At 66.2% G+C, this 24,834-nt stretch carries 17 protein-coding genes and 2 pseudogenes; 6 read left to right on the forward strand and 13 right to left on the reverse strand.

The features are described from left to right. From QNA09_RS27935 to QNA09_RS27965, 7 genes and pseudogenes are all read right to left on the reverse strand, one after another. Positions 1-1,449 carry a glycosyltransferase family 87 protein gene (locus QNA09_RS27935; RefSeq protein WP_064257180.1) on the reverse strand — a complete coding sequence of 483 codons (1,449 nt, stop codon included), beginning with the start codon at positions 1,447-1,449 and terminating at the stop codon, positions 1-3. A 113-nt stretch (positions 1,450-1,562) separates the two neighbouring features. Continuing rightward, the gene (locus tag QNA09_RS27940; protein ID WP_057478324.1) at positions 1,563-3,647 is read right to left on the reverse strand and encodes a transglycosylase domain-containing protein; all 2,085 of its coding nucleotides are present in this window, start codon (positions 3,645-3,647) and stop codon (positions 1,563-1,565) included. 626 nt (positions 3,648-4,273) lie between these two features. Further along, positions 4,274-4,513: pseudogene (locus QNA09_RS27945) on the reverse strand (transposase); the annotation flags it as partial. Between the two features lie 47 nt (positions 4,514-4,560). Next, on the reverse strand, positions 4,561-6,516 hold the full coding sequence (locus QNA09_RS27950) for a tyrosine-type recombinase/integrase (RefSeq protein WP_064257806.1): 1,956 nt from the start codon (positions 6,514-6,516) through the stop codon (positions 4,561-4,563). Further along, positions 6,513-7,568, reverse strand: a complete 1,056-nt coding sequence (locus QNA09_RS27955; RefSeq protein WP_064257805.1) for a tyrosine-type recombinase/integrase — start codon at positions 7,566-7,568, stop codon at positions 6,513-6,515. The genes QNA09_RS27950 and QNA09_RS27955 overlap by 4 nt, the downstream gene beginning before the upstream one ends. A 116-nt stretch (positions 7,569-7,684) precedes the next feature. Then, positions 7,685-8,701: pseudogene (locus tag QNA09_RS27960) on the reverse strand (IS256 family transposase); the annotation flags it as partial. Between the two features lie 842 nt (positions 8,702-9,543). Beyond that, positions 9,544-10,026 carry a helix-turn-helix domain-containing protein gene (locus tag QNA09_RS27965; protein WP_231912074.1) on the reverse strand — a complete coding sequence of 161 codons (483 nt, stop codon included), beginning with the start codon at positions 10,024-10,026 and terminating at the stop codon, positions 9,544-9,546. A 1,655-nt stretch (positions 10,027-11,681) separates the two neighbouring features. Here QNA09_RS27965 and QNA09_RS27970 point away from each other — a divergent pair. The 5 genes from QNA09_RS27970 (at position 11,682) to QNA09_RS27990 (ending at position 17,016) form a co-directional block, all read left to right on the forward strand. Then, entirely contained in the window at positions 11,682-12,380 is a 699-nt protein-coding gene (locus QNA09_RS27970; protein WP_260783036.1) for an ABC transporter ATP-binding protein, read from the forward strand. Beyond that, on the forward strand, positions 12,377-13,252 hold the full coding sequence (locus tag QNA09_RS27975; protein WP_082899762.1) for an ABC transporter permease: 876 nt from the start codon (positions 12,377-12,379) through the stop codon (positions 13,250-13,252). Before QNA09_RS27970 ends, QNA09_RS27975 begins: the two co-directional genes overlap by 4 nt. 71 nt (positions 13,253-13,323) lie before the next feature. Further along, entirely contained in the window at positions 13,324-14,520 is a 1,197-nt protein-coding gene (locus QNA09_RS27980; RefSeq protein WP_064256971.1) for an acyl-CoA dehydrogenase family protein, read from the forward strand. Continuing rightward, entirely contained in the window at positions 14,486-15,841 is a 1,356-nt protein-coding gene (locus QNA09_RS27985; RefSeq protein ID WP_248957597.1) for an acyl-CoA dehydrogenase family protein, read from the forward strand. Before QNA09_RS27980 ends, QNA09_RS27985 begins: the two co-directional genes overlap by 35 nt. Before the next feature lie 20 nt (positions 15,842-15,861). Then, a complete protein-coding gene (locus QNA09_RS27990) occupies positions 15,862-17,016 on the forward strand; it encodes an acyl-CoA dehydrogenase family protein (protein ID WP_064257013.1) in 1,155 nt (384 codons plus the stop codon). Positions 17,017-17,090: 74 nt separating this feature from the next. Here QNA09_RS27990 and QNA09_RS27995 read toward each other — a convergent pair whose 3' ends face one another. The 5 genes from QNA09_RS27995 to QNA09_RS28015 all read right to left on the reverse strand — a co-directional run bounded on the left by QNA09_RS27995 (position 17,091) and on the right by QNA09_RS28015 (position 22,989). After that, positions 17,091-17,861, reverse strand: coding sequence for an IclR family transcriptional regulator (locus QNA09_RS27995; RefSeq protein WP_064256972.1), 771 nt, complete (start codon positions 17,859-17,861; stop codon positions 17,091-17,093). Between the two features lie 61 nt (positions 17,862-17,922). Beyond that, positions 17,923-18,981 carry an acyl-CoA dehydrogenase family protein gene (locus QNA09_RS28000; protein WP_064256973.1) on the reverse strand — a complete coding sequence of 353 codons (1,059 nt, stop codon included), beginning with the start codon at positions 18,979-18,981 and terminating at the stop codon, positions 17,923-17,925. Then, the gene (locus QNA09_RS28005) at positions 18,978-20,207 is read right to left on the reverse strand and encodes an acyl-CoA dehydrogenase family protein (RefSeq protein WP_064256974.1); all 1,230 of its coding nucleotides are present in this window, start codon (positions 20,205-20,207) and stop codon (positions 18,978-18,980) included. The genes QNA09_RS28000 and QNA09_RS28005 overlap by 4 nt, the downstream gene beginning before the upstream one ends. Then, a complete protein-coding gene (locus tag QNA09_RS28010; protein WP_308072633.1) occupies positions 20,204-21,937 on the reverse strand; it encodes an acetate--CoA ligase family protein in 1,734 nt (577 codons plus the stop codon). Before QNA09_RS28010 ends, QNA09_RS28005 begins: the two co-directional genes overlap by 4 nt. 245 nt (positions 21,938-22,182) lie before the next feature. Further along, positions 22,183-22,989: an enoyl-CoA hydratase/isomerase family protein gene (locus QNA09_RS28015; protein ID WP_064257014.1), complete on the reverse strand. Its 807-nt coding sequence runs from the start codon at positions 22,987-22,989 to the stop codon at positions 22,183-22,185. 120 nt (positions 22,990-23,109) lie between these two features. Here QNA09_RS28015 and QNA09_RS28020 point away from each other — a divergent pair, with 120 nt between their 5' ends. Further along, positions 23,110-23,982 (forward strand): LysR family transcriptional regulator, encoded by an 873-nt coding sequence (locus tag QNA09_RS28020; RefSeq protein ID WP_064256976.1) that lies wholly within the window; start codon positions 23,110-23,112, stop codon positions 23,980-23,982. On the opposite strand, the gene QNA09_RS28025 is transcribed toward QNA09_RS28020, so the two are convergent. After that, positions 23,938-24,822, reverse strand: coding sequence for a LysR family transcriptional regulator (locus tag QNA09_RS28025; protein WP_064256977.1), 885 nt, complete (start codon positions 24,820-24,822; stop codon positions 23,938-23,940). The two genes, QNA09_RS28020 and QNA09_RS28025, sit on opposite strands and share 45 nt — an antisense overlap. Positions 24,823-24,834: the final 12 nt, after the last annotated feature.

Raw genomic sequence — 24,834 nt, forward strand, 5'->3', positions numbered from 1 at the left:
TCAAGCAGTTGGGCCGCTATATGTGACCGGGCGGGCCCTGACCCGATCTGCAGCGCCGTCGAGAACGCCACCGAGCGGGTCGACGGCGCTGCCGTTTCGAATGAGGTCTTCGGACGGCCGGTAGATCTGCCGAATGATCAACGCGCACAACCCGATCACCGCGATATCGCGCACCACGACGGCTGCGGTGAACCATTGCTCGGGCACGCCCTTGTTCTCCACGCCCAAGTAGTAGTACATCCGCGGGAACCAGACGAACGCGTCGATCGTCATCCACGCCAACAGTATTCGGCGATGCGGTAACGCAAGCACGGCCAGTGGAACCAGCCACAGCGAATACTGCGGGCTCCATACCTTGTTGGTGAGCAGGAAGCCGGCGACCACCAGGAATATCAACTGCGCGAGCCGCGGCCGCACGGGGGCCGTCGTGCCGATGTAGGCGATCACCGCACACACGATGGCGAACAACACCAGCGTCACGGCATTGAGGATCAGGGGCTTGGCGCCTGCATAGAGCGGACCGTCGAAACCGGGCCAGCCGGTGAACGAGGTGACCACGTTGTACAGGGAATCGGGGTCGGCTCCGCGCTCGGAGTTGAGCCGGAAGAACTCGTACCACCCCGACGGATACAGCAGCGCCAGAGGAAGATTCACGGCCAGCCAGGCTCCGATGGCAGCGCTCGCGGTGAGGCCCCACTCCCGCATCCGGCCGGTCCGCCAGCACAACACCAGAAGCGGACCGAGGAACAGCAGGGGATAGAGCTTAGTGGCACCGCCGAGTCCGATCAGCACACCGGCGAGAACCGGCCTCTTCTTGGCCCATGCCAACAGACCGGTGAGCGCGAAAGCCGCGGCCAGAGCGTCGAAATTGGTGAAGCCGTGGACGATCACCAGCGGCGACGCGGCGACCAGGGCCGCGTCCCAGATCCGCCGTCCCGCAGCTATTGCCGTGGCCCACACGGTGACGAGCCAGGCGACGGCGAGACCCAGGGCAACCACGTTGAAATACACGACGACGGGCAGGGCCTGGGGAAGGAAACTCAGCGAGTTCCACATCTTCCCGACGACCATCGAGCCGTACTGGTACAGCCCCGCGAGCACCGGGTACTCCATGTATCGAACCTGGGTCGAGCCGTCGGCCTTGGTTTCTTCCCAGGACTTCTTGTACGGGAACGCGCCTTGGTCGAGTCGCTCGGCACCGTACAGCGGCACGGTGTCCGAATAGCACATGGCCACGTACTGCCGGCTGCCACTCCAATCCAGTCCCAGTTCACCGTTGGGACCGACCGGAGCCTGCTGAATGCACGCCGCCTTCGCGAACCAACCGAAGCACAGGAAGATCACCGCCAACAGCAGGATCACCCGCAGTGCGGTGAACCACCGTTGCCGTCCGATCACCGCGTGACGTCCGACCGGACCGCCGATGACCGAGGACAATTCCCCGGCCATCGGATCGGTCCGACTGGGTAGATCTCGGTCATTCTCGCTCGCCGCGTCGAGGCGACCGGGGCTCGCCAATGCTCGACCCTTGCGGTCGGGTTCGGTCGTCACCGGTGGAGTCGCTACTGCCCGGGAGTAGCCGGTTCGGGCGCGGCCGGTGCCGGCTGAGCCGGTGCCAACCCGGGAAGCGGAATCGTCACTCCGGGCAGAATTTCAACCTGCCGTGGCGTGATGACGACGGGCGGGGAGATCTCCGTCGGAATCGGCAGGGTCACCTGCGGCGGAGCAGTCGTCGGTGCGACCGTGGCCGTCGGTGCGGGCGCGGAGTACTGCGGCACTCCGGCCTGACCGGCAATGGCTTCGGGCGTCGGGAAGGTCTCGTTCGAGGTGCCCTCCAACGTGCCGTCCATCGTGTCTTTCCAGATGTCCGACGGTATGCCCGATCCGTAGATCGGTCCGCCGTAGCTGTTCTCGAGCGGCAGACCCTGCTCGGTGCCGACCCACACGGCCGTCGACAACGATGGCGTGTAGCCGACCATCCAGGCATCCTTGTTCTGCCCGGTGTCGCCCAGCTGAGCGGTACCGGTCTTCGCTGCCGACTGACGACCACCGGCGAGGTTGTGACCGTTCGAGTACCCGGCGATCGGTCGCATCGCCGAGGTCACGTTGTCCGCGACCGCGGCCGAGACGACCTGCTGGCCGGCTTCGGGAGCGCGGTCGAGAAGCACGGTGCCGTCGGCGGTGACGACCTTCTGCACGAAGTGCGGGGTGTGATATACGCCGGACGCAGCCAATGTCGCGTAGGCGGAGGCCATGTCGAGGACGCGAGACTGGTACTGGCCGAGCACAACTCCGTAGTTGGGACCCGCGTTGTCGGGCTCGGTCAGGGTGGGGCCGACGCCGTCGATCTCCTGCGGGATGCCGAGCTTGTGCGCCATGTCTGCGATGGCCTGCGGGCCGTTGTCCATCCCGAGCATCATGCGATAGAAGCTGGTGTTCAGTGAACGTTTCAGCGCCTCGGCGATGGTGCACGTTCCGCAGGAGGCACCCTCGACGTTGCTGATCTCGATGCCGTTGACGTCCAGCGGAGAGCTGTCGTACATCTTCGAGAGCGGGATGCCCTGATCCAACGCGGCGGCCAGACCGAACACCTTGAACGACGATCCCGTCTGCAGGCCCGACTGCGCGAAGTCGAATCCGCGCCCGTCCGCGCCGCCGTAGTACGACCGGACCGCACCACTGCGCGGATCGACCGATACCGATGCCGTTCGCAGTTCCGACGGCTCGCCTTCGAGGTTGCTGTTCACGGCCTCGATCGCAGCAGCCTGCGCCTTCGGATCGATTGTCGTCGTGATCTGCAGACCTTCGGTGTTGAGGTCCTGCTCGCTGACTCCGGCAGCAGACAACTCGCGCAGTACCTGGGCCTTGATCAGGCCGTTGGGACCAGCGTCGTCCGCGTCACCGGTGTCCACCTGGGAGGTCGGAACCACCGCGGGGAACATCATCGCGGCTCGCTGGGTGGAGTCGAGCTGGCCCTGCGAGACCATGCCGTCGAGGACGTAATCCCACCGAGCTTGCGCTCCCGTCGGGTTGACCTCGGGATCGAGGTTGGAGGGCTGCTGGATGACTGCCGCCAGCACAGCACCTTCCTCGACCGACAGTTGATCGACGGACTTACCGAAATACGCCGTGGACGCGGCTGCGATGCCGTACGCGCCACGACCGAAGTAGATGGTGTTCAGATAGGCCGCGAGAATGTCGTCCTTGGACCACTGCCGCGCCATCTTGGAGGAGATGACCAGCTCACGCATCTTGCGAGTCAGCGTCCGGTCGTTACCGACCAGCGCGTTCTTCACGTACTGCTGGGTGATCGTGGAGCCGCCACCTGCGCTGTCGCGTCCGAGCACGTTGTCGCGCAGAGCCCGGCCGAATCCGGTGACCGAGAATCCGGGGTTGGAGTAGAAGTCGCGGTCCTCGGCCGAAAGGACGGCATTGCGTACGTGCTCCGGGATCTGGTCGATCGTCACGTCGGTCCGGTTGCCCTCGGGGGGCACCACCTTGCCGAGCACGCTCGCACCGTCGGACGCAAAAATCGTCGCGACCTGGTTGGTTCTGAGGTCACCGGGTCGAGGAACGTCCACCAGCGTGTACGCCACCATGAACGCCAGAATCGGCACGATCAGGCCCAAGGCGATCAACGCGTACATCGTGCGCCGAACAACCCGCCACTTGGACTTCTTCTTCGTTTTCGCGGCGGAACCTCTTTCGGGCGGCTCGGGCGGCTCGTTGCCCGAGGAGCTAGCTGATGGATCGTTCGGTTCGTACGGGGGTGGGACGGATCCCGATCGGGTGATCCCGGCCGCAGCGGCTCCCGGCCCTACCGCGGAGCGCGCAGCGGGCGTGACCGGCGGCTCCCCATAGCGGCGTTCACCGGGGGGCCGACCCTGCGGCGGCATCGGACGCTGACCGGGCGCAGACCCTGGGCGCTGCCCGGGAGGCGGCATGGGTGGCCTGCCCTGGGGTGGCATCGGACGCTGCCCCGGAGGAGGTCCGGGTCGCTGCCCGGGTGGCGGCATCGGAGGCCGACCTTGCGGTGGCATCGGACGCTGCCCCGGAGGAGGTCCGGGTCGCTGACCGGGTGGCGGCATCGGAGGCCGACCCTGCGGCGGCATCGGACGCTGACCGGGCGCAGACATCGGACGCTGCCCGGGCGGAGGCACGGGACGACGTCCGGGCGGATCGGAATGCCTGCTGCCGCGCGGCGGCCCTGGCACGTCGGGACGGGTCAAGCCCCTGGTAGTGGTGTAACTCGTTTTTGATCCTTCGTTGGTGGTCAGGCGGGTAGTTGCATCAGTTCATCGGTGCTCACCTCCGTCGCCTGGCTGGTGTCGGTGTTGGTGGTCAGGGTGAGCCGGCAGCGGCTGAGCACTTCTAGGCCGAGGTATCGGCGGCCTTCGGCCCATTCGTCGGTCTGCTCGGCCAGGACGGCGCCGATGAGGCGGACGATGGCATCCCGGTTGGGGAAGATGCCCACGACGTCGGTGCGGCGGCGGATCTCGCGGTTGAGCCGCTCGGTTATCCGGCCCTCAGGGATGAGATCAACCCTGATCTCACATCGAATCAGCGATCGAGACGCTGCAAGTGGTCGGTCAACGCCTCAGCGACACGATGATGCCGGGCAGCTTCATCGGGCCATCCACGGTCACGAGCATCGACCTCGAGAGCCTGGATGTCGGTGCGTTGCGCCTCGAGCGCGCCGCGGAACTCAGGTCCGGTGACGAAGTTGTCGCAGGTCTCGCAGATGTTGGCATAGGGACACGCACCCGCGCTCTCGTGACGGGAACAGTAACCGTGGGCAACACGCGTTTTGAGCATCTCACTGCCGAGCCAACTCACCGCGTCGGGGACGATCGGTTTGCCGACCGGAGTGAGCGTGAACCGCCGCCGCATCTTGCCCATCGCCTGGTCATAGGCATCCCGCAACGTCGGTGAAGCCAAAGTGGCGTAACGCAAAGTCATCTGCGGAGTGACATGCCCGAGCAACGCCATCAACGCCTGCAGGCTCATCCCGGCGTTGGCGAGTTCGGTGGCCCAAGTATGCCGCAGCTGATGCGGGGTCACCACCAACGGCGCACCCCCGGCCCCACGCAGTCCGCAAGCCTCGACGGCAGCGAGCAGACCGTTGCGCAGCCGGGTCTGGCTGAGACGGCGGCCGTGTGCGACGAACAGGAAATCGGTCAACTCTCCGGTGCGGGGATGCGGCAATGGCCGACAGATACCACGCCCGCCGGTCCACTCGTCCAACGCGGCGATAGTGGTCGCCGAGAGCGGGACCATGCGTTCGGTGGCGAGCTTGCCCAACGGAACCTTGAGCCAGGTCCCGGCCGGGCCGTAATCGATGACGCTGCCGAGCTCGAGATCCAGTAGCTCCCCGACCCGCAGACCGGCTCCGCGCAGCACCGTCAACCCGATACGAGCGAACGAATCATCCAGCTGGGAAACCGCATTCATCACCGCAGCATCGATGTCGGGCGGCAATGCCCGCGGAAGCGGTTGGTCGAGTTTCGGGACGTCGGCGGCGAAGACCAGACGGCGCGGTGGGGCCTGCTCCCAGCCCCATTCGGTGATGTCCTCGAGCAGGTTGCGCACGCTCAGTACCGTCGATTGGATCACGGCCTTGGAGATGATGCGCCCGGCCCCGGCAGCGGCGCGTTGCCCACGCCAGGTGCGGGTGCGATTCCAGACGAGGAAGCCCTCGATGTGACTGCGGTCGAGATCCTCGAGGGAGGTGACCTCGGGATGGTTGGTGGTGAGGTAGTCCGCGAACGGCAGCAGGTCGTTGATCAGCGATTCGGCCGATTTCGGGCGGAGCACCGATGCCCGGACGGTGACGTAACGCAACAGGGCCTCGCGGATCGGATCGGCCATCGGGGCGTCGGCGAAGCGTTGGGCGTAGGTGCGGGCCCACGGTCGGCGCCGTGGTGGGGTGTCGACGATGCGGGCCTGAAACAGCATTTGTCGCAGTCCCGCGATACGGTTGCGGTAGGCGCGTTTCGATGTATCCGGGATTGACTGTGTGGCAGCCAATGCGGCGTCGAACTCGCCGACGGTCTCGGCGCTCACACCGCTGACGGAACCGCCGTGCCAGGCGAGCAGCACCGCCAGGCACTCGCCGAGGACGGTCTCGACCCATTGCGGTGTCCACCCCAAAACCAGGCCGGCGGCCCGGACCGCGGCGAACCCGTCCGGGTCGCGGTCCTCGACGGCCCGGCCGAGTCCGGTGAGGTTCTTGACGGCCGCGAGTTCGAGGTCGAGCCGCAGGTTGCCGCGTCCGATGAGGTGACACAGCAGTGGCCAGGCCCCGGTGCGGCGTAGTTCGGCCAGCCGGTCGGCAGCGGGTCGGGTCATCCAGTCCCGCAAGTCCGGATGCGTGGTGAGGAAGGTGGTCGCGATGAGGGTGCGAGCGCGCACCGACCTGTCGCTGAGCCCGAGGCTGGCGACGTGCTCGAGGTAGTCGGTGAGCACCGCACCCGGTCCGGCCGGCAGGACGACCGTCGCAACCACCGCGGTGCTCATTGTCGTGTTCCGGCGAGACTGGCGCGGGCCGCGCCGTATTCGGCGGCGAGCTGCTCGACCGACAAATGCACATATTCGGCAGTGGTGTCCGGAGACACATGCCCCATCAATTCTCGCAGCACCATCAGATCGATTCCGGCGGCAGCGAGTTCGGTGCCGTAGGTGTGGCGCAATCGGTGCGGACGCACCCTCGTCGCACCGGAGAGGTCCCGGTGCCGCCGGAACAGCGACCGCAGTCCCGCCTCGGTCACCGGCGCCCCCGCGGTGGGGCCGCGCAGCACCACGAAACACTCCTCGGTCGCCAACCCCGGTGGCCGTTCGAGGCGCAGATAGGCCGACAGTTCGGTGAAGAACACCGCATCGACCGGCACCACCCGTTCCTTGCAGCCTTTGCCGAGCACCCGGAGTCGTCGCTGGCCGAAATCGACGTCTGCCAACCGCAGGGATCGCACCTCGGCGTTGCGCAGCCCGCCGAACAGCATCGCCCACAACATCGCTCGATCCCGATGGGTGCGCAGCGACGCCGCAAACTGCTCGATCGCGTCGGCGTCGAGGGACTCGGGCAGTAGCCGCGGTTGGCGTACCAGCCTGCCTCCGGCTCGGGGTCGGCCCGGCCCGAGGTGTCCGAGCAGTCCTCGCGCTGGTGGTCGCAGTCCCTGTCCGCGCCGCGGTGAGGGCACCGGATTTTCGGTGCGTATCCCGGTCATCACCAGGTATTCGAACAATGCGCGTATCGCCGCGACTCGTCGGTTGATCGTCGATGCCGCAGTGCCCCGATCACCTCGTGTCGCCATGCCTGGGCGGGGTTTGCGGTGCACGTTCTGCCAGTCGACCCACTCGAACACCGTCACCGGCGTCACCGCAGCCACCGTGAGGTCGCGATCGAGCAGGAATCGGGCCAGATTGAGCACGTCGAACGCATATGCCCGCACCGTTGCCGAACTGAATCCGCGTCCGGCCAGATGCGTCAGGAACGCGTTTGCTGCTGCGCATCCTTCCCATTGGCCGTCGATCACATGCCCGTTGCTGCTGATGCGCACCCGAACGGTCATTGTCCGCCGCCTTTCGATCGGAGCCGACACCGCCAGCATGCGCCTCAACCGGTCGTCGGCTCAGGACCTCACGCTGCAACCGTGATCGTGTCGTGGGAGGGCCGGTTAACCGATATGGGGTTGTTGGACCAGATCTGTCGCCACACGTCGTCGGGAAATGCGGTGAAGGCGAGCAGGTCTTCGCGGGCGTCGCCGAGGTGGTCGGCGACCTCGGGCAGCCGGTGCTCGGCGTACTCCAGCAGCCGGTCGAATTGCGCGTTGACCGCCTCCGCGGTGGGCTGGTCGTAGACGCTGTGCAGCATCGCCTTCACGGCCGGCCACATGGACTTGGGGCACACGGCCATGAGGTTCGCCGAGTAGTGGGTGCGGCAGCGTTGCCACGCGGCGCCGGGCAGGTTCGCCGCGATCGCCTCGATGAGCCCGGCGTGGGCATCGGAGGTCACCAGCCGCACCCCGCCCAGGCCGCGGGCAACCAGGTCGGCGAAGAAGGTGTTCCACGAGGCCGTGGTCTCACTGGTGGCGACCTGTATGCCCAGCACCTCGCGGTGGCCGTCGCCGTTGACGCCGGTGGCCAGCAGCACGGAAGCCTTGACGACCTGCTTGTTCTCGCGGACCTTGATCGTCAACGCATCGGCGGTGACGAAGGTGAACGGCCCGGCCTCGTCCAGGCGGCGGTGCCGGAACGCGGCGACCTGCTCGTCCAGGTCCTGGGCCATGCGTGAGACCTGCGACTTGGACAGCGAGTCGATACCCAGGGTCTTGACCAGCTTGTCCATCCGGCGGGTAGACACCCCGGCCAGATAGCAGTCGGCTACGACGGTGATCAGCGCGGACTCGGCTCGCTTGCGGCGCTCGAGCAGCCACTCGGGGAAGTAGCTGCCCGAGCGCAGCTTCGGGACGGCGACGTCGACGGTGCCGACCCGGGTATCCAGGGGCCGGTGGCGGTAGCCGTTGCGGTGGTTGGTGCGCTGTTCCGAGCGGGCGTTCCACTCGGCGCCGCACACGGCGTCGGCATCGGCGGAGAGCAATGCGTTGATCATGGTCTGCAGTAGCTCGCGCATCAGATCCGGCGACGCGTCGGCGAGGGCTTGGCCAAGCAGGCCTGCAGGGTCGACAATATGAGGTGCGGTCATCGTGATGACTCCGTTCGAGGATTCGGTAGAAGGTTGACTCGAAGGATCACACGGTGGCCGCTCTACACCCGTGCACAACACGGAATCGCAGACGATCTCGGCCACCGAGTTACACCACTCTATGGGGCACTACTGGGCTACGCCCCTCAGAAATGTGCGCGGCACAAATCGGAGACCTCGTCGGCACCGCACGTCACCAGGCGATCGTCGTGGCCCACGACAGCCGCAGGCCCGCCAGAACCCTCCCCATCGAGTCACCGCTGACCGTAATCCTCGCCGCGTACCTGGCCGAACGAGCATCACGATTCCCGACGACCGACGAAACAAGCGGGAGCACTGCACTGCAGCTCGCTCCCCACCGCTCCCCTGTTCCTGGGACACAGAGGCAAACCACTCACCCGAAATGGACTCAGATGGACCGTCACCACCGCCTACAAACGCGCCGGAATTGATGCTCAAATACCCCGAGGAGTCGCGACCCTCGCCCTCCGCGAAACCTTCGCCAACCAACTAGCCGCACATGGAGCCTCAGGCTCCGCGATAGCAGCGCTCCTGGGCAACAGTGGCTTTCAACGATCCGACTGCATTGAACCGCGACGGGCACTCCCTGGCCGCAAGTTGGGTGCCCGCAATTCGACGTATCAGGTACTCGCGAATGTCACCTGCCAGCGCGATGCTTCCCCGTAGTGCAGATCGGGAGTGCATCGGAAGACCTGGGAACAAACCGACTGCAAGCCGTATGACGCTGAAGGTTGCATCCCACTCGCTGGCGCGACACAAGATCGACCATGATCTATCGAATAAAGTTGAGACAAAAGGTTTTCCATGGACTACCGCGGGGTCTAGCTCGATTCCCACTCGGCAGCCGCGATGATGTCACGGACCTGCTTGATCTCAGAATCGGTGCCAATACATGCAGTCAACCACGCCGTGATCGACATCGGCCGCCCTCCGTCAGTCAGCGACGGCTGCGGACGGGTGAGCAGGGCCTGCACCGTCAGCGGGTGCAGGCCCTTCGACATCTGGGGCATGACCTTCTCCAGGTTCGGGACGACACCGGTCACGGTGAACTGCGCAGAGGGCAGCAGACGATCACCGCCCAAGCCGAACACCCACAGACGGCACTCGTCGATCCACTGCCGAACCCGTGCCGGGCTGACGTCGAGCCGGTCAGCTGCAGAATCAACCGACAAAGAGGACGCGACCAAACTCGCCATCCGGATGCCGCGATCCAGCCGAGCCGACAGTATGGAAGGCAAATCGGCGGCAAAACCGGCATCGGCGAGACTCTGCGCGTCGCAGGCAGGCATCACAGTTGCCTTCACGCACGACGTGCGAAGGCTACGCAGGACCTCCACAAGGTCCCCGCGACTTTGGTCGACCCCAGTCACCTCCGGCAGGGCATCCTCAAAGTCAAGGTCACCGCGCAGGTAGCCGTCCGCTACCGGCGCCTGGCCATTTACCGCCTACCACCTCGAAACGCGGACAACCCCAATCAATGCTACCGAGCGAAGGGGAATTCCCCACCGGCCTACGCCGGTGTCGCCCACAGCCTCAGCCACTCAAGCCGAACATCCTCCGCCTCGACAACTGCCAGATGGGTGTACCCCATTCGGCAGTTCACGAACGAACGCTCGGTTCGCCCAGGTTTAGTCGCACTGTGGAGGACTCTGCATTCGCGCGCTGATTCGTGGACGTGTACGGCTTGGCTCCTGGCTCCTCAGTCCGGACTCGCCGACCGCAGCGCCGTCGAATGGATTGCGGCCGGGCACTCCGACGAGGAACCTCTGTCGATCGCACGCGCCGATGCCAAGCGTTGGAGTACATAGATTTCGGAGGAAGTGTTTGCTCGTGCGCCGTCCTCAACTCGACCCTTCTGCGTACACAATCACCAATCCGACGACCGATATGCTCCTTGTCCCTCTGCAAATCTGGTGCCCCGGCCTGTGAGCGCAGGCCGGGGCACCTGATGCGAGCGGTCGTCCCCCTCAGACGGCCGCAAAACGGCTACTTCCGCGGTGTGACCGGATTCCCTCGATCTGCCTGTCGTCAGTGGCGCGGGATCGCAGTGTCGAGAACGGTCATGACCGAACCAGCAATACATGAGTGCGGTCGCAGAGGAGATGCCACAACGGTTCTCCGGGGTGGAGGCTTCCAGGAGCCATGGCATACCGCGAGGTGCAGCGCAGTACCCGACCGGATCGACAGTCGTCGACCACGTCTGGATCGACCTGCAGTGAGCGAATGCGCACGGGCAGGCGGTCCTTCGGGGCGGTGAACCACGGAGGTCTCCCGTTCTTGCTCCACTTCACGACGGGAGACCATCGTGGTTCAACGACCGGCTATCACGTGTCGTTGCATTCCCTCAACCAACCTGCCTGGGCAGTACAGCTAGTCGGCACAAACCACGCGGTCAGCGGGCCTCACCGTGTGAGCGCATCGATGATGGTGGGTCGATATTTGCGAACGTGCTCCCGGTCGCTCTCCTTCTCCTGTTCGGACAGTTCGGTGCAGATCTCGGCCACTGTTCGCCGACCGTCAACGGGGCTCCGCCGTATCCGTGAGTGCGACGTCCAGCAGGCTTGCCCGGCACCGACCGATTCGCTCGACGGCGGGCCCGCCCCCATAGCTCCGATCGCCGAACGGCGAGTTCATACCAGCGAGATTCCCATCCTTCTGCGCCATCTGGCGACGACCTTCTGACGAACCCCGTGAGTCTGCTCAACGCGAGCCAGCCTTCTGTCAGGCCATTGTGACCCTTGACATACTCCCCAGATCACGAGATTATTCACTTCAGCAGAAGTGAATTTCGGTGAGTCGAATTGGAGCGAAAGTGTCCGAACTACAGACGGGCTCCACCCGTCCGCCTGGGAACCCCGGGATCCCACCCGAACGTGAGGTGGATGACAAGATCAGTGTCGAAAACGTCGAGTATCGGTACCAACCCCGCGGTCGAGCAGAAGTCGTCGCACTCGAAGGCGTGGACCTGGCGGTGCGCCGAGGCGAATTCGTGTCCGTCGTCGGCCCATCAGGGTGCGGCAAATCGACATTGCTTCGAGTCATCGCTGGTCTCCAGAAGCCGACGACGGGTCAGGTTCGGCTCCAGCAGGACGATCAATCGCGTCCGCTTGTCGCACCCGTGTTCCAGGAGTACAGCATCTTCCCCTGGCGCAACGTCGAAGACAACGTCCGTCTCGGATTGGACGCCGCGGGAGTCGACCGCGCAGAGGCCGACCGCCGGGTCCAGAAGTGGGTGGACCGAGTCGGGCTGACCGGGTTCGAGAAGGCCTACCCCGGCAACCTCTCGGGCGGGATGAAGCAGCGGGTGGCGCTCGCTCGAGCCTTCGTGGTCGAGCCCGAGATCCTGCTCATGGACGAGCCTTTCGCGGCGCTCGACGCGCAGTTGCGCAAGGTACTGCAGGAGGAATTGCTCTCCATCGTCCGTGAGCACCAGTACACCGTGTTCTTCGTGACACACAACCTGGACGAGGCGCTCCTCATGTCGGATCGTATCGCGCTGATGTCCGCACGCCCGGGGCACATTCGGGAGCTCATCGACGTGCCGTTCGAGCACCCACGCAAACCCGAACTCCGACAGGACCGCGAGTTCGTCCGTATGGAAGAGGACCTGTGGTCCCGACTGCGCGGTGACGTCTCAGTCGCCGCCGGAGGTGCATGATGAGTCTCGACACTGAACAAACACGAGGGACCAGCAAAGCCAACTGGGTCGTGCGGCGTCCTGAGGCAAAGCGCAGACCCACCAACGAGCAGGCTCGCCGCGACCTCGTGATTCGGGTCTTCCTTGGTCTCCTCATTCCGGTGGGCGCACTGGTCATCTGGGAGTTGTCGGCCCGCGCCGGCTGGATCGACCCTCGATTCTTCAGTCAGCCGAGCGCGGTCGCAGCCAAGGCAGCAGAGGACATCTCGTCGGGCCTACTGTGGGAGGAACTCCGCATCACCCTGGTCCGACTACTCACCGGCTACGTAGTCGGTTCCGTCTCCGGTGTCGTGGTCGGCCTCGCTCTTAGTCAGTCCCGGACGATCCGGTGGATGCTGGAGCCATTGCTGCGCGGGCTTTACGTGATCCCCAAACTCGCTCTGCTCCCGGTCTTCCTGCTGATTTTCGGCCTTGGCGAACTTCCCAAGCTAGTGTTCATCGGCCTGGGTACGTTTTACATCGTTGCATTCACAACGCTGTCCGCTGCGATGATGATCCCAACGGCCTATCACGAGGTTGCCCGGTCGTACGGGCTGTCGAGGCCGCAGCAGTTCAGGTGGATGATCATCCCCGCCTGTATGCCGCAGATTGTCTCCAGCCTCAAACTAGCCTCTGGCATCTCGATGCTTCTCGTCATCGGAGTCGAGTTCGTCAACGCTCAGGAGGGCCTGGGCTACTACACGTGGCACTCGTGGCAGATGTTCATCCCCGACCGCATGTACGTCGGCATCGTCACCATCTCGATCGTCGGAGTCCTGTTCAGCGCGTTGATCGGATTCACCGGCGGACGGATGGTGCGTTGGGCCGACGGCGAGTACGGCCAGCAGCGCTAGCCACCCAGCCACAACGGTGCGGCGCCATACGGCGACGACACCACCCGCACAGAAACTACTGAAGGATCCCAATGAGTACCGTCACTGTCCCGAGTCAGCCGTCCGGCGCGGAGGAGTTGGACGAACTGCGTTCAGTCGTGAGACAAGTCGCGCAGGAGCGTTATGCGCCGTTCGTCGAGCAATGGGATCGCGACCGCGAGACCATCTCAACGGACGAGCGACGTTACCTGGCGCAGCTCGGCTGGCTCGGCATCGCCCTTCCCGAGGAGTACGGCGGCGCCGGTGGCAGCTTCACGCAGGCGCTCACGGTGGTCGAGGAACTCGCGAAGGTCTATCCGCCAGCAGCATTTCAGGTATTCGAAGCCAATGTCGGTCCTGCCCAGCATCTTTCCCGAATCGGCACGAAGGAACAACTGCAGCGGTTCCTGCCAGGGATCATCAGTGGCGAGAACACCATGGCGGTCGGAATCTCCGAGCCGGACGCCGGTTCGGCCGCCACAGACATGGTGACCCGGGCCGAGGTTCAGGGCGACACCGTCGTGGTCCGCGGTCTGAAGCGATGGATCTCGAACGGCGGAGAGGCGGACCGCTACCTCGTGTACGCCCGCATGGGCGAGGCCCCTGGCTCACGCGGGATCGGAGCGGTCATCGTCGAATCCGATCGACCAGGGGTGTCGTTCGGCAAACGTGAACGTCTGATGGGATTCCGAGGAATCCCATCAGCGGACGTCATTCTCGACAACGTCGAGGTCCCGATCGAGAATCTTGTCGTGTCCCCTCCGGACGGCTTCCGCACCCTGTTCAGTAACTTCTCGATCGAGCGCCTCGGCAACACGACCATGAGCCTCGCGCTCGGCCAGGCCGCGCTCGACAAGAGCATCGCGTACGTCCAGGAGCGCCTCCAGTTCGGTCGCCCCATCGTCGAGTTCCAGTCGGTCCAGCTCACTCTCGCCGACATGGCGCTGCAGGTGGAGTCGGCGCGGCTGCTGCGAGACCGGGCGGTTGCGGGACTGGACGCGGGTCGGCCCAGCACTCTCGAAGTGTCGTTGGCGAAGTGCGCGGCCAACGAGATGGCCAAGCGCGTCACCGACATGGCGATGACCCTGCACGGCGCCAACGGGTACTCCGAGGAGTACGGGCTCGAGCGGATGCACCGTGATGCGCATGGCTGGGCGCTGGCGGGAGGCACGCCCAACATGCAGCGGATCCGCGTGGTCTCCGAACTACTCGGCCGTGGATTCGACCAGCGCGCCGGGAAGCACGACTGACTGTGCCCACATTTCAACCACATGTTCCGAAAGGCCATTAACGATGACTCTCGACGCCGTGCAGTCCACGGAAGATCTGATGTTCGACTACCAGCGTGACGTGTGGGAGCCAGCGCAGCTCGATCCCGAGATCACCTGGGACGGAGCATGGGCCGAGCTCACTCCGCGCCAGCGTGAGATTCGGGAGATCGCCCGCGAGGTCGCGGTCACCGAACTCCGACCCCGCGCGCACCTGTGGGACGAGTCGGAGACGTTCCCGCGGGAGACGTTCGAAGCAGTGCTCGAGACCGGCCTGATCGGCCTGACGGTTCCGAAGGAGTTCGGTGGGCAGGGAGAAGGGCTACTCGAGGGATGCATCGTCGTCGAGGAACTCGCCCGGGCCTGCCTGTCGACTGCCATGGCGGTACAGCCGTTCCTGAACGGTCCGTGGCGGGCGGTGAACGTTCTCGGCACGGACGATCTGCGTCAGCGGCTACTGCCGGGCGTGGCGGACGGGACCAACCATTTCGCGATCGCGATGAGCGAACCGGCTGCGGGCACCGCCGGCACCGACCTGCGCACAACGCTCACCCCGGAGGGAGACGGGTTTCGTCTCACCGGCACCAAGTGTTGGATCACCGGTGGCCGTGAGGCCCACACGATCATCGTGTTCTGTCGCATTGCCGGCAGCGAAGGCCCCTTCGGCATCGGTGCGGTGATTGTCCAGGGTCGCCCCGAGGGGATGAGCGACTTCGTCGTCGACCCGAAGATGGGAATTCGCGGGGTCGGTGAGTGTCTGGTGCACTTCGACAACGTCCGCATCGAGCCGGAGAACGTGCTGATCTGGCCTCGGATCGACTCGAAGGAGGGCACCGGGGTTCTGGTCAACCAGTTCAATCCCGAGCGCTGCGGCAATGCAGCGATGTGCACCGGGCTCGCTCAGGCGGCGCTCGACGCCAGCGTGGGTCATCTCAACGCGCGCGAGCAGTTTGGACGGCCGCTGGCGACGTTCCAGGGGCTGCAGTGGAAGATCGCGGACATGGCGATGGACGTCCACGTCGCCCGGGTGCTGTTGTGGCGGGCGGCGCGCACCGGGACCGATGGCTTCCCCGATCAGACCGCGACGCTGATGGCCAAGCTGCACAGCAGCGAGATGGTCCAGCGGGTGACCAACGAGGCGATCCAGATCCACGGGGCACGCGGCTACTCGCGGCGGTGGCCCGTCGAACGCTACTTCCGTGACGGTCGTGGTCTCGCGATCGGGGGCGGCACTGCCGAGGTGATGCGCAACGTGCTCGGCGCGCAGGTCCTCGGCGTGAGCGGCAGCCAGCGGCGGCGGTGAGCGCGATGCGCGTCGACATCGTGGAGCGCGACGTCTACCAGGATGAACACTCCGACTTCGCCGAGAGCGTCGCCGCCTTCCTGCGGCAGACGGTGACGCCTCGGATCGGCGAGTTCGAGAAGGCCGGGATGATCGATCGGGACGTCTACCGGGCCGCGGGCGAACTGGGCATCGTGGGCCTGCAGATTCCGGAGGAGTTCGGTGGCGGCGGTCAGGACGGGTTCCTGTTCAACTGCGTCGTCACCGAGCAGGTCGCGTACGAACGCTCCACCATGGGTTCGCTGCGGGTCCACACCGACGTCGTCACACCGTATGTGCTCAGCCTGGCCACGAGCGATCAACGGCAGCGCTGGCTGCCGGGCATGGCCAACGGTGAGCTGATGACCTCGATCGCCATGACCGAGCCTGGCGCCGGCTCTGATCTGGCCGGTATCCGAACGAGCCTCGATCGTCGCGGTTCGGACTGGGTACTCAACGGCTCGAAGACGTTCATCACCGGTGGTGCGCAGTCCGACCTGGTGATCGTGGTGGCCAGGTCCGAGGCGGCGGAGAACCGTCGGCACGGGCTCACCCTGGCCGTCGTCGAAGCCTCGACGCCCGGCTTCTCCCGCGGTGCGCCGCTGGAGAAGCTCGGGCTCAAGGCGCAGGACACCACCGAACTGTTCTTCGACGACGTCGTCGTGCCAGCGGACAACATCCTGGGCGAGCCCGGCCGTGCATTCACCTACTTGTCGTCGCATCTCGCGCAGGAGCGCCTGTCCATCGCGGTCAACTCGCAGGCCCAGGCTCTCGCCGCGCTCGCCGTCACCTGCGAGTATGTGCGGGATCGCAAGGTGTTCGGTACCACGCTCGGCACCTTCCAGAACACGAAGTTCGTGCTCGCCGATCTCGCGACCAGGGTCAGTGCCGGTCAAGCCCTGGTCGATCGCGCGATGGGCCGGCATGAACGGGGACGGCTCGACCCGGCGGAGGCGGCGAAGGTCAAACTCTTCTGCACGGAGCTCCACGGCGCGGTGGTCGACGCCTGCCTGCAACTCCATGGCGGGTACGGCTACACGTGGGAACAGGACATCTGTCGCATGTACGCAGACGCGCGGGTCGCGCGGATCTATGGGGGTACCTCCGAGGTGATGAAGGGTATCGTTGCCCGCACCTTGAACCTCGTCGACCGCTGACACGCTCCACGCGAACCGACCAAACCGAACCGGCCCCGATCTCCGTGAGAGATCGGGGCCAGTTCGGTTGGTGGTCAGGCTTCGAGCGTGGTCCTGTGCGACACCGATCCACCCAATCGCCGCGTCATTGCGTCCGCCTCGCGCACGACGGCCTCGATAGCCCGGTCTTGGGCCTCGTCCGCACGGGCGGCCGGGATCGACACGCCGAGGGCGCCGACGACCTGGCCCGAGGCGTCGAACACCGGAGCCGCGGCGGCCCAAAGGTCCGGCCACTTGACGCCGGACCCGCTGACGTAGCCGTCGGCGCGGATCCGCGCCATCAGCCGGGATGCCTCATCGAAGTCGAGCGGGTCTGCGGACTGTGGCTGCTCGGCAACCGCCGCCTCGAGTCGCGCGTCGTCGAGCCACGCGAGGACGGCGTGGCCGGTGGTGGTCGACAGCAGTCCGTGACGCCGGCCGAGCCGCACGTTGGCCCGGACCGGCTTGGCGGGTTCGGAGTGCGCGGCGTAGGTCACCGCACCCTGCTCGTACACCGCGTACACGGACGTCTCGTCCAGTTCCGTCGTCAAGGTGTCGGTGTGCTCCTGGGACAGCGTCGACACCCCCACCGTCGCGTTGACGGCGCAGCCCAGGCTCCAGACGAGCATCGTGCCACGCCAGGTCCGGTCCGGCAGCTGGGTGACGTAACCTTCCTCTGCCATCAGCCGCAGGATTCGAAGCAGCGTCGGCGGCGCGAGATCCAAATCGTCACTGAGCGCCTTCAACGACTGCGGACCCTTCGCGCAGACGACTTCGAGGACACGAAGCGTCCTGGCTATCGCGCCTTCTGCCACGACCCACCCCACCTTCAGTTTCCAGCTCGATACCAGGCGTATCGTAGCAGGATTCCGTCAAGCTGAAGTCAATTCAGTTGAGCGGAGTCAACTCGCCGCGCAGGCACCGGGCTACTACCGTCCGGTGAGCGGCCGGTGTGCCGAACAGCGTCGACCCCACCGTGCACCGCTTGAAGTAGTGATGAAGGTCGTGTTCCCAGGTGAAGCCGATGCCGCCGTGCAGCTGAAAAGCGCGCGACGCACACTCGTCGGCCGCCTCCGAGACGAACGACTTCACCGTCGAGACGAGCAACTCCGTCGACACCGCACTCGACGAGCCCTCCTGCAGGACACCCGCCAGCTCGAGGACCATCGCCCGGCTGGACTCGGTCCTGGCGAGCATGTCGGCGCAGGCGTGCTTGACCGCCTGCCGCGACGCGATCGGCTGACCGAACTGAACCCGCTGGCCCGCATAGTCGACGGTCGTGTCCAGCAGCCACGACATCGCACCGACCAGCGATGCACAGTGAATCGCGGTCCCGACGTGCCGGACCCGCTCGAGCCCCTCGGCCAGTGCTGCATCCCGCGATGCGAGCACTCGGGCCGGTGCAGCGTCGAACTGGACCGAACTCATCGGCTGCGTTCCGTCGAGGCAGACCAGTGCATTCACGTCAGCGTCGGCGACGTCCATCACGACGGCGCGTGTCTCCCCGTCGTCGACGGCGAGCGCCACCACCTCCGACGACACGTCGGCGTCGGGCACGAATGGCAGCGTTCCGCTGACCCGCGCGTCGCGCATCTCCAGCGGAGCCGCGGTGAACCCGCCGTCGGCACCGAGGAACCCGAACGTGTAGGCCTCGCTGACCCCGGTCTGTTCGAGCACGGACAGCGCATACCGGGACACGGTGCGGGCCAGGTAGGGCACGGGAGTCGCATACCTCCCCAACGCCTCCGCGACCAGGCAGGTGGTCTGGACGTCGCCGTCCTGTAGTGGCTCGAGGACACCGACGTCGACAAGACGACGCCACAGCATCTCGTCGAGAACCCGCGGTCCGGGATCGCCCGCGCGCAGGGCGCTGAGCGGGTCGTGCTTCTCCGCGATCGCTTCGACGCTGGTAACGAAGTCACGCTGTTCTGTCGATGGAAGCCTCATGCGCTTGCTCCTGAAGAGTCGATGAAGGAACGCCAGGACTGAGTCCGGCTCGGGTCGGTACCGCGAGGCATCCCGAGCCCGCGCTCCGCGATCTGATCCCGCAGCACCTCGGAGGTTCCTCCGGCCACCGTCTTGGGTTGTACCCGCAGGTAGGCCCAGACGTCGTAGGCGGCACCCCGGGCGTCCGGTGCGTGGGCGAGCAGACCGAGTTCACCGAAGTCCAGGAACGCCCGCTGCAAGCGCTTGGTGTGCTCGGCCTGCATGACCTTGTTGTACGGCGTGCCGTTGGCGACGGGTGGCAGGTTCTCCGTCCGGTGCAACGCGTGCCGCCGATTGTTGAAGGCGATCGCGCGGGACTCCACCCACAGCCGGGCGATCCTGTCCGCTTCCAGCTCCGACGCGGTGGGCAGGTAGTTGCTGACCAGTTCCTCGATCGGTCGGCCGACCATTGACCCGGGTGTCGCAGCGCCGGCGCCGGATCCGGCTACCCGTTCGAGCGCCAGCACGGCGCGCACCACTTCCCAGCCCTGCCCGGCCTCACCGAGTCGATAGCGATCCGGGATCCGAACATCGCCGAGGTTCACCTCGAAGAACTCTGCATCCCCGGTCATCTGACGAATCGGTCGAAAACTCACGCCGGCGGACCTCATGTCCACCAGGAAGCAGGTCAGGCCGGCATGCTTGGGAACGCTCGCGTCGGTGCGTGCGACCGCCAGCCCCCATCCCGCCCTGTCCGCACGGCTCGTCCATATCTTGCGACCCGTCACCGTCCAGACGTCACCGTCGCGGGTGGCGCGGGTTCGTACCGCGGCGAGGTCGGAGCCAGCGTCCGGCTCGGAGAATAGCTGACACCAGAGTGCCTCGTTTCGGGCGATCGGGGGAAGCAACTCCTCCGCGACGTCACTGCTCGCGTACTTCAGGATCGCCGGACCCACCCAGCCGGTGCCGATGGCACTTTCAACAGTGCCAACCCGCCACCTCGCGAGTTCTCTTCGCACGTCCACGGTTTCGTCGGCGCCGAGGGCGCGGCCTCCCAGCTCGCAGGGCCACTCTGGCACCAACCATCCGTCCCGGGCGACCATGCGCACGAGCTCGGACACCTCGGCGGGGTCGGTCGCGGCGATCATCTCATCCAACCCTTCGCGGTCGTCCCCGGCGACCAACGCGGTCCACGATGGAGGGAGGATCCGAGCCAGCGTCGCACGCAGCTCGTCCGCGGCGCTCACAGCACGACCCGTGCGTCGAGAGCGACGAGTCGACTGTCGACCCATCCCAGCGGGTTGCATTCGACCAGGGCGGCTCCGGTGGCCGCGGCCAGTCGAACCAGGCGGGTGGCGGCTCGCGCCAGAGCTGGACCGGTGTCGGAGTACCGTCCCGGTACTCGCAAGAAGATCTCCTCCTCGAGCCGCGCCGCCAGATGCTCCTCCCCGAGGAAGGCGGGAAGGGCGACCGTGCGGTTGAGGAGTTCGATGTTCGCGCCGCCGAGCCCCGCTGAAACGACCAGACCCCATTGCGGGTCACGGCGGACTCCGACGAACAGCTCCATCGAGCTCCGCAGCTGCTTCGCGACGATGACGCCACCCGCTCCCGAGGCGAAAAGCTCCTCCGCCGCCGTGCCTGCGCGCGCCCGGTCAACGTCGAGCTTCACCCCGCCGGCGCGAGCCTTGTGCACCTCGGCGGCACTGTCCGCCTTGAGCACCACCGGCCAACCGAGCGTCTCACCGATCTCCGCGACCTGCCCGACGCTGCGTGCCAGCTGCCAGTCCGCCGTCTCCACGCCTGCGTCCTCGACGAGCGAGAGGCTTTCCGCGGCCGAGGGCGTGCCGTCGAGGCGCTGCCACGGCCCGGGAGTCGGTTCCCTTCGCGGTACTGCCGAGTTCCGCGGCCCAGCGAACCGCGTCACCGCGGCCACCGCCTTGCAGGCGGAGTCCAGATCCGGCAGCACCATCTCACCTGCCTCGATCAGCGGGCGCACATTCGCAGGCTCGCGATCGAGGCAGGCAAGGACGGTGGGTACCGCAGCTCCGGCGACCGCACCGATCGAGCGGGCCTGGTCCTCCCTGCCCACAACGAGAATCGCATCCACCTCACCGCTGTTGCGGAGCTCATCACATACCTTTCCGAGCAGAACGTCGTCACCGACGGTCTGAGCGGTGACATCGACCGGGTTTCCCGTCGTCGCGATCGCGGGCAGCAGCGCGGCCAGCGCGGACCGGGTGGGCGCGGACAGCGCAGGAAGCGTCACGCCCGCCGTGCTCAGCAGGTCCGACGCCACCACGCCCGCGCCACCCGATCCCGTCACGATTCCGACGCGGCGTCCCCGTGCCGTCCCCAACACGGAGTACGCGAGCGCCGACAGGATGAGGTCGCGGTCGGACCTGACCAGGGTCGCACCGTAAGCGCGGAACAGTTCGTCGACCACCGCCGCGTCGGCACTGACCGCGGCGGTGTGTGACGCGGCGGCGTTTGCCCCAGCATCGGAGAGGCCGCCGAGAAGACACACAACGGGCACACCGGCGTTTCGCGCGTCGGCCAGGAGCGCCTCCAGCGTGACTGCGTCGCGCAGCCCCTCCAGGTAGAGCATAAGGACCTTCGGCTGAGCCACCGCGAGAGCTCCACGCGCGAGTGTGCAGGCGTCGAGGTGAGCCTCGTTGCCCGAACCGATGAAACCGTCGAGATGAAGCCCGAAACGGGCTGCGGCACTGACCACTCGGGCTCCAAATGCGCCGCTCTGCGACACAAGGAACGCCCCGCTGCCGTGCCGGCAGTCGACTAGCGAGTCGAAGGCCTGTGCGAAGGTAAGCGTTGCACGGGACTGGGCGTGGTAGAGCCCAACCGTGTTCGGTCCGATCAGGACCGTTCCGCGCGAGGTACGCAGCGCCTCGCCGCCGACCTCCTCGAACCCCGAACTGAAGATCACCGCGAACTTGGTCCGACCGTCGACCGAGTCGAGCACGTCGTGCACCGCGGCCGCGGGGACCGCGATGACTGCGACGTCGACGTCCCGGTCCAGCGGCTCGCCGCGGGCGGGCACGACGACAGTGCCGGGATACTCAGCCGCACGCAGGTGGGCGAGGGTGCGGCTGCCGAGTCCGGTCGGCTTCGACGTTCCGCCGAGCACCGCGATCGACTCTGGGCGCAGCAGCGGGGTGAGGTCGGGTACTGCGGTCGCGGTCCGGTCCTCCGACGTGGCGGGAGCACTCATCGCAGTTCCGCCGGGATGGTCGTGTGCTTCGTGGTCTGCCACTCCGGCGCTCGCTTCTCCTTGAATGCCGCGATCCCCCGCAACGTCTCGCCAAGCGTGCGCACCCAGTTGAGGGTCCGACGCTCCCGGTTGTAGGCGTGCAACCGGTCGGTGGTCTCGAGGAACTCGTACATCAGCTGCTTGGTGACGGTCATCGACGCCGGCGCGCACCGCTCGGCCATGTCGGCGGCGAGGTCGATCGCGGTCACGAGGACGTCCTCGCTGGCAACGCAGTGTGTGGCGAGGCCCAGCGTCGTGAACTCCCGGCCGTCGATGGTGCGGCCGGTCAGCAGCAGGTCCATCGCGACGCCGAAGCCGGCAAGGCGCGGCAACAGCCACATCGATCCGCGATCGGGGATGATGCCGACCCGGTTGAACGAGAAGGCCAACCGCGCCGTGGATGCCACGACCCGAATGTCGGCCTGCATCGCCCATGTCAGGCTCACTCCGATTGCGTCGCCGTTGATCGCCGCGATGATCGGCGTCTGCAGCCGCCACGGTGCCTGGTCCGGTCGGGTCAGTGATTCTACGGCGTGCGCGTCGACGTCGCGCCAGTCCAGGCCGAGGTCCGCACCGACGCCGAAGTGTTCCCCGCGACCGGTCACGACGATCACGGACACCGCTTGGTCGCTGTCAAGTTCGACGAGCGCCTGTTGTAGTTGATTCGCCATCACCGGGGTGTACGAGTTGCGGCGATCGGGACGGTCGAGATAGACGATGCCGGTGCTGCCCTTGGTCTCGACACTGACGTGACGTTCTGTCATGGCTCCTCCGTGGATGCGTTTGCTGGTGACTTTCACTGTCGTCGCACCGCGAGGTCGGCACAAGAAGGTAGTTCCGAGAGAAGCTATCGACAGAGCCTATGTACGTCTAGCATCCGTTCCATGGATCTGCGTGCGCTTCGGTACTTTCTCGCGGTCGTCGACCACCAGGGGGTGAGCCGGGGCGCAGCAGCGCTCTACGTCAGCCAACCCTCGCTGTCCCAGACGATTCGGCTGCTCGAATCGGAGCTCGGTGTGCACTTGCTCGACAGGTCAGGGCGATTTGCGAAGCCGACGGACGCCGGACTCGAGCTGGCAGGGGTCGCCCGGCGGGTGCTCGGAGAGGCGGACAGGGCCCGCGAGCGCGTCCGTCAGGTCTCCGACCTCACGGTCGGACGGGTCGTAGTCGCGACGGCGTCCACGCTGTCGGTCTATCCCCTGACGCCGATTGTCGCAGCGCTGCGCCACAGGTACCCCGGTCTGGAAGTGCATGTGCTCGACGGCGGGACTGGACCCGAGGTGATGGAGCGACTCACCCGCAACGCGGCTGAAATCGGAGTCGTCGACCTTCCCGTCGAGGACCCGAAATGGGGGGTGCGCGCCCTTCCCCGGGAGGAGATCGTGCTCGCAGGGAAGGACATTGGCGACATCGGGCCCGTCCGGCGGGACGAGGTGCATTCACACGGCGTCGGAGTGCCGACAACAGATGCGGACAGGTCCACGGAACTTGGTGCGCTTCTCGCCGACGCTGCTGTATCGACCCGAATCCGGACGGCGCATCGCCAGCTGCTCTGGGAACTGGTCACCGCCGGGACGGCATCCGCCTTGATCGGGAAGTTCAGTGCCGAGAGGATCCTCCCGAACACCATTCTGCGTCCGCTTGATCCGCCGATGTGGCGCACCCCCGCGCTGATCTGGCGGCGGGGCATCCTTTCTCCCGCCGGCGAGGCATTACGAGCGGCGGCTGACGTACTCGACGGCAGCATCAACGAATGACCTCGCGACCGGGCTGAGCTGGTCGGCGGCGAACACCAGACCCAGTTCCTGCCGGAACCGAGGCTCCAGCCGCCGGACGTGGGCGCCCCGCTCCCGGACCTCACCAACCAGGCTCCCGCCTACCAGTGTGCTGCCGATTCCCGCCAGCATGAATGCCGTGCGCGCTTCTCGCTGCTCCACGACTGCCGCGACGGGGAGGGGTCGTCGGGCGGTCGTGCGTTCAAACTCGGACCGGCGACCAGGCGGGACCAGGACCATCGGCATGGCGGCGAGATCCTGGAAGTTGAGGACCCGGTCGGGCGGTGCGGTCGACGTCGGGGGGACGGCCACGTGCAGGTCGCCCCTGCCGAGGGAGATCACGCGGTAGGCGTTCTCGAGCGACGTAGCGAGCGGTAGTCGGGTGCAGACGATTTCGACCGACCCTGAGGACAGGGCGTCCACGACGTCATCCTCCCGGGCGAGGTCGTGGACATGCAGAACGGCATCGGGGGTGTCGGCGAGCCACGACGCAACAAGAGTGGCGAACGGACCACTGACCGCGGTAGACAGCGCAGCGACTTCAAGTCCGCCGGCAACCCGCCGGGTCGGACCGGCCGCCACTTCGGTCGACTGGTCGCACTCGCGCATGATCCGGCGTGCCGGACCGGCCAGGGCGTGACCTGCCGGAGTGGGAATCATCCCCCTGCCCACACGATGGAACAGGGTTGCGTTCAGATCGCGTTCGAGTGCACGGATCGCAGTGGAGACACTCGACTGTCGCACGCCGAGCCGGGCGGACGCACCGAGTGCGCTGCCGCTGTCGCACACAGCCAGGAAGTACCTCAGCTGGGATAGCTCCATACCGAGAACGTT

This window comes from Rhodococcus sp. AH-ZY2 (assembly GCF_030916465.1).
GTDB classification, from domain to species: Bacteria; Actinomycetota; Actinomycetes; order Mycobacteriales; family Mycobacteriaceae; genus Rhodococcus; species Rhodococcus ruber.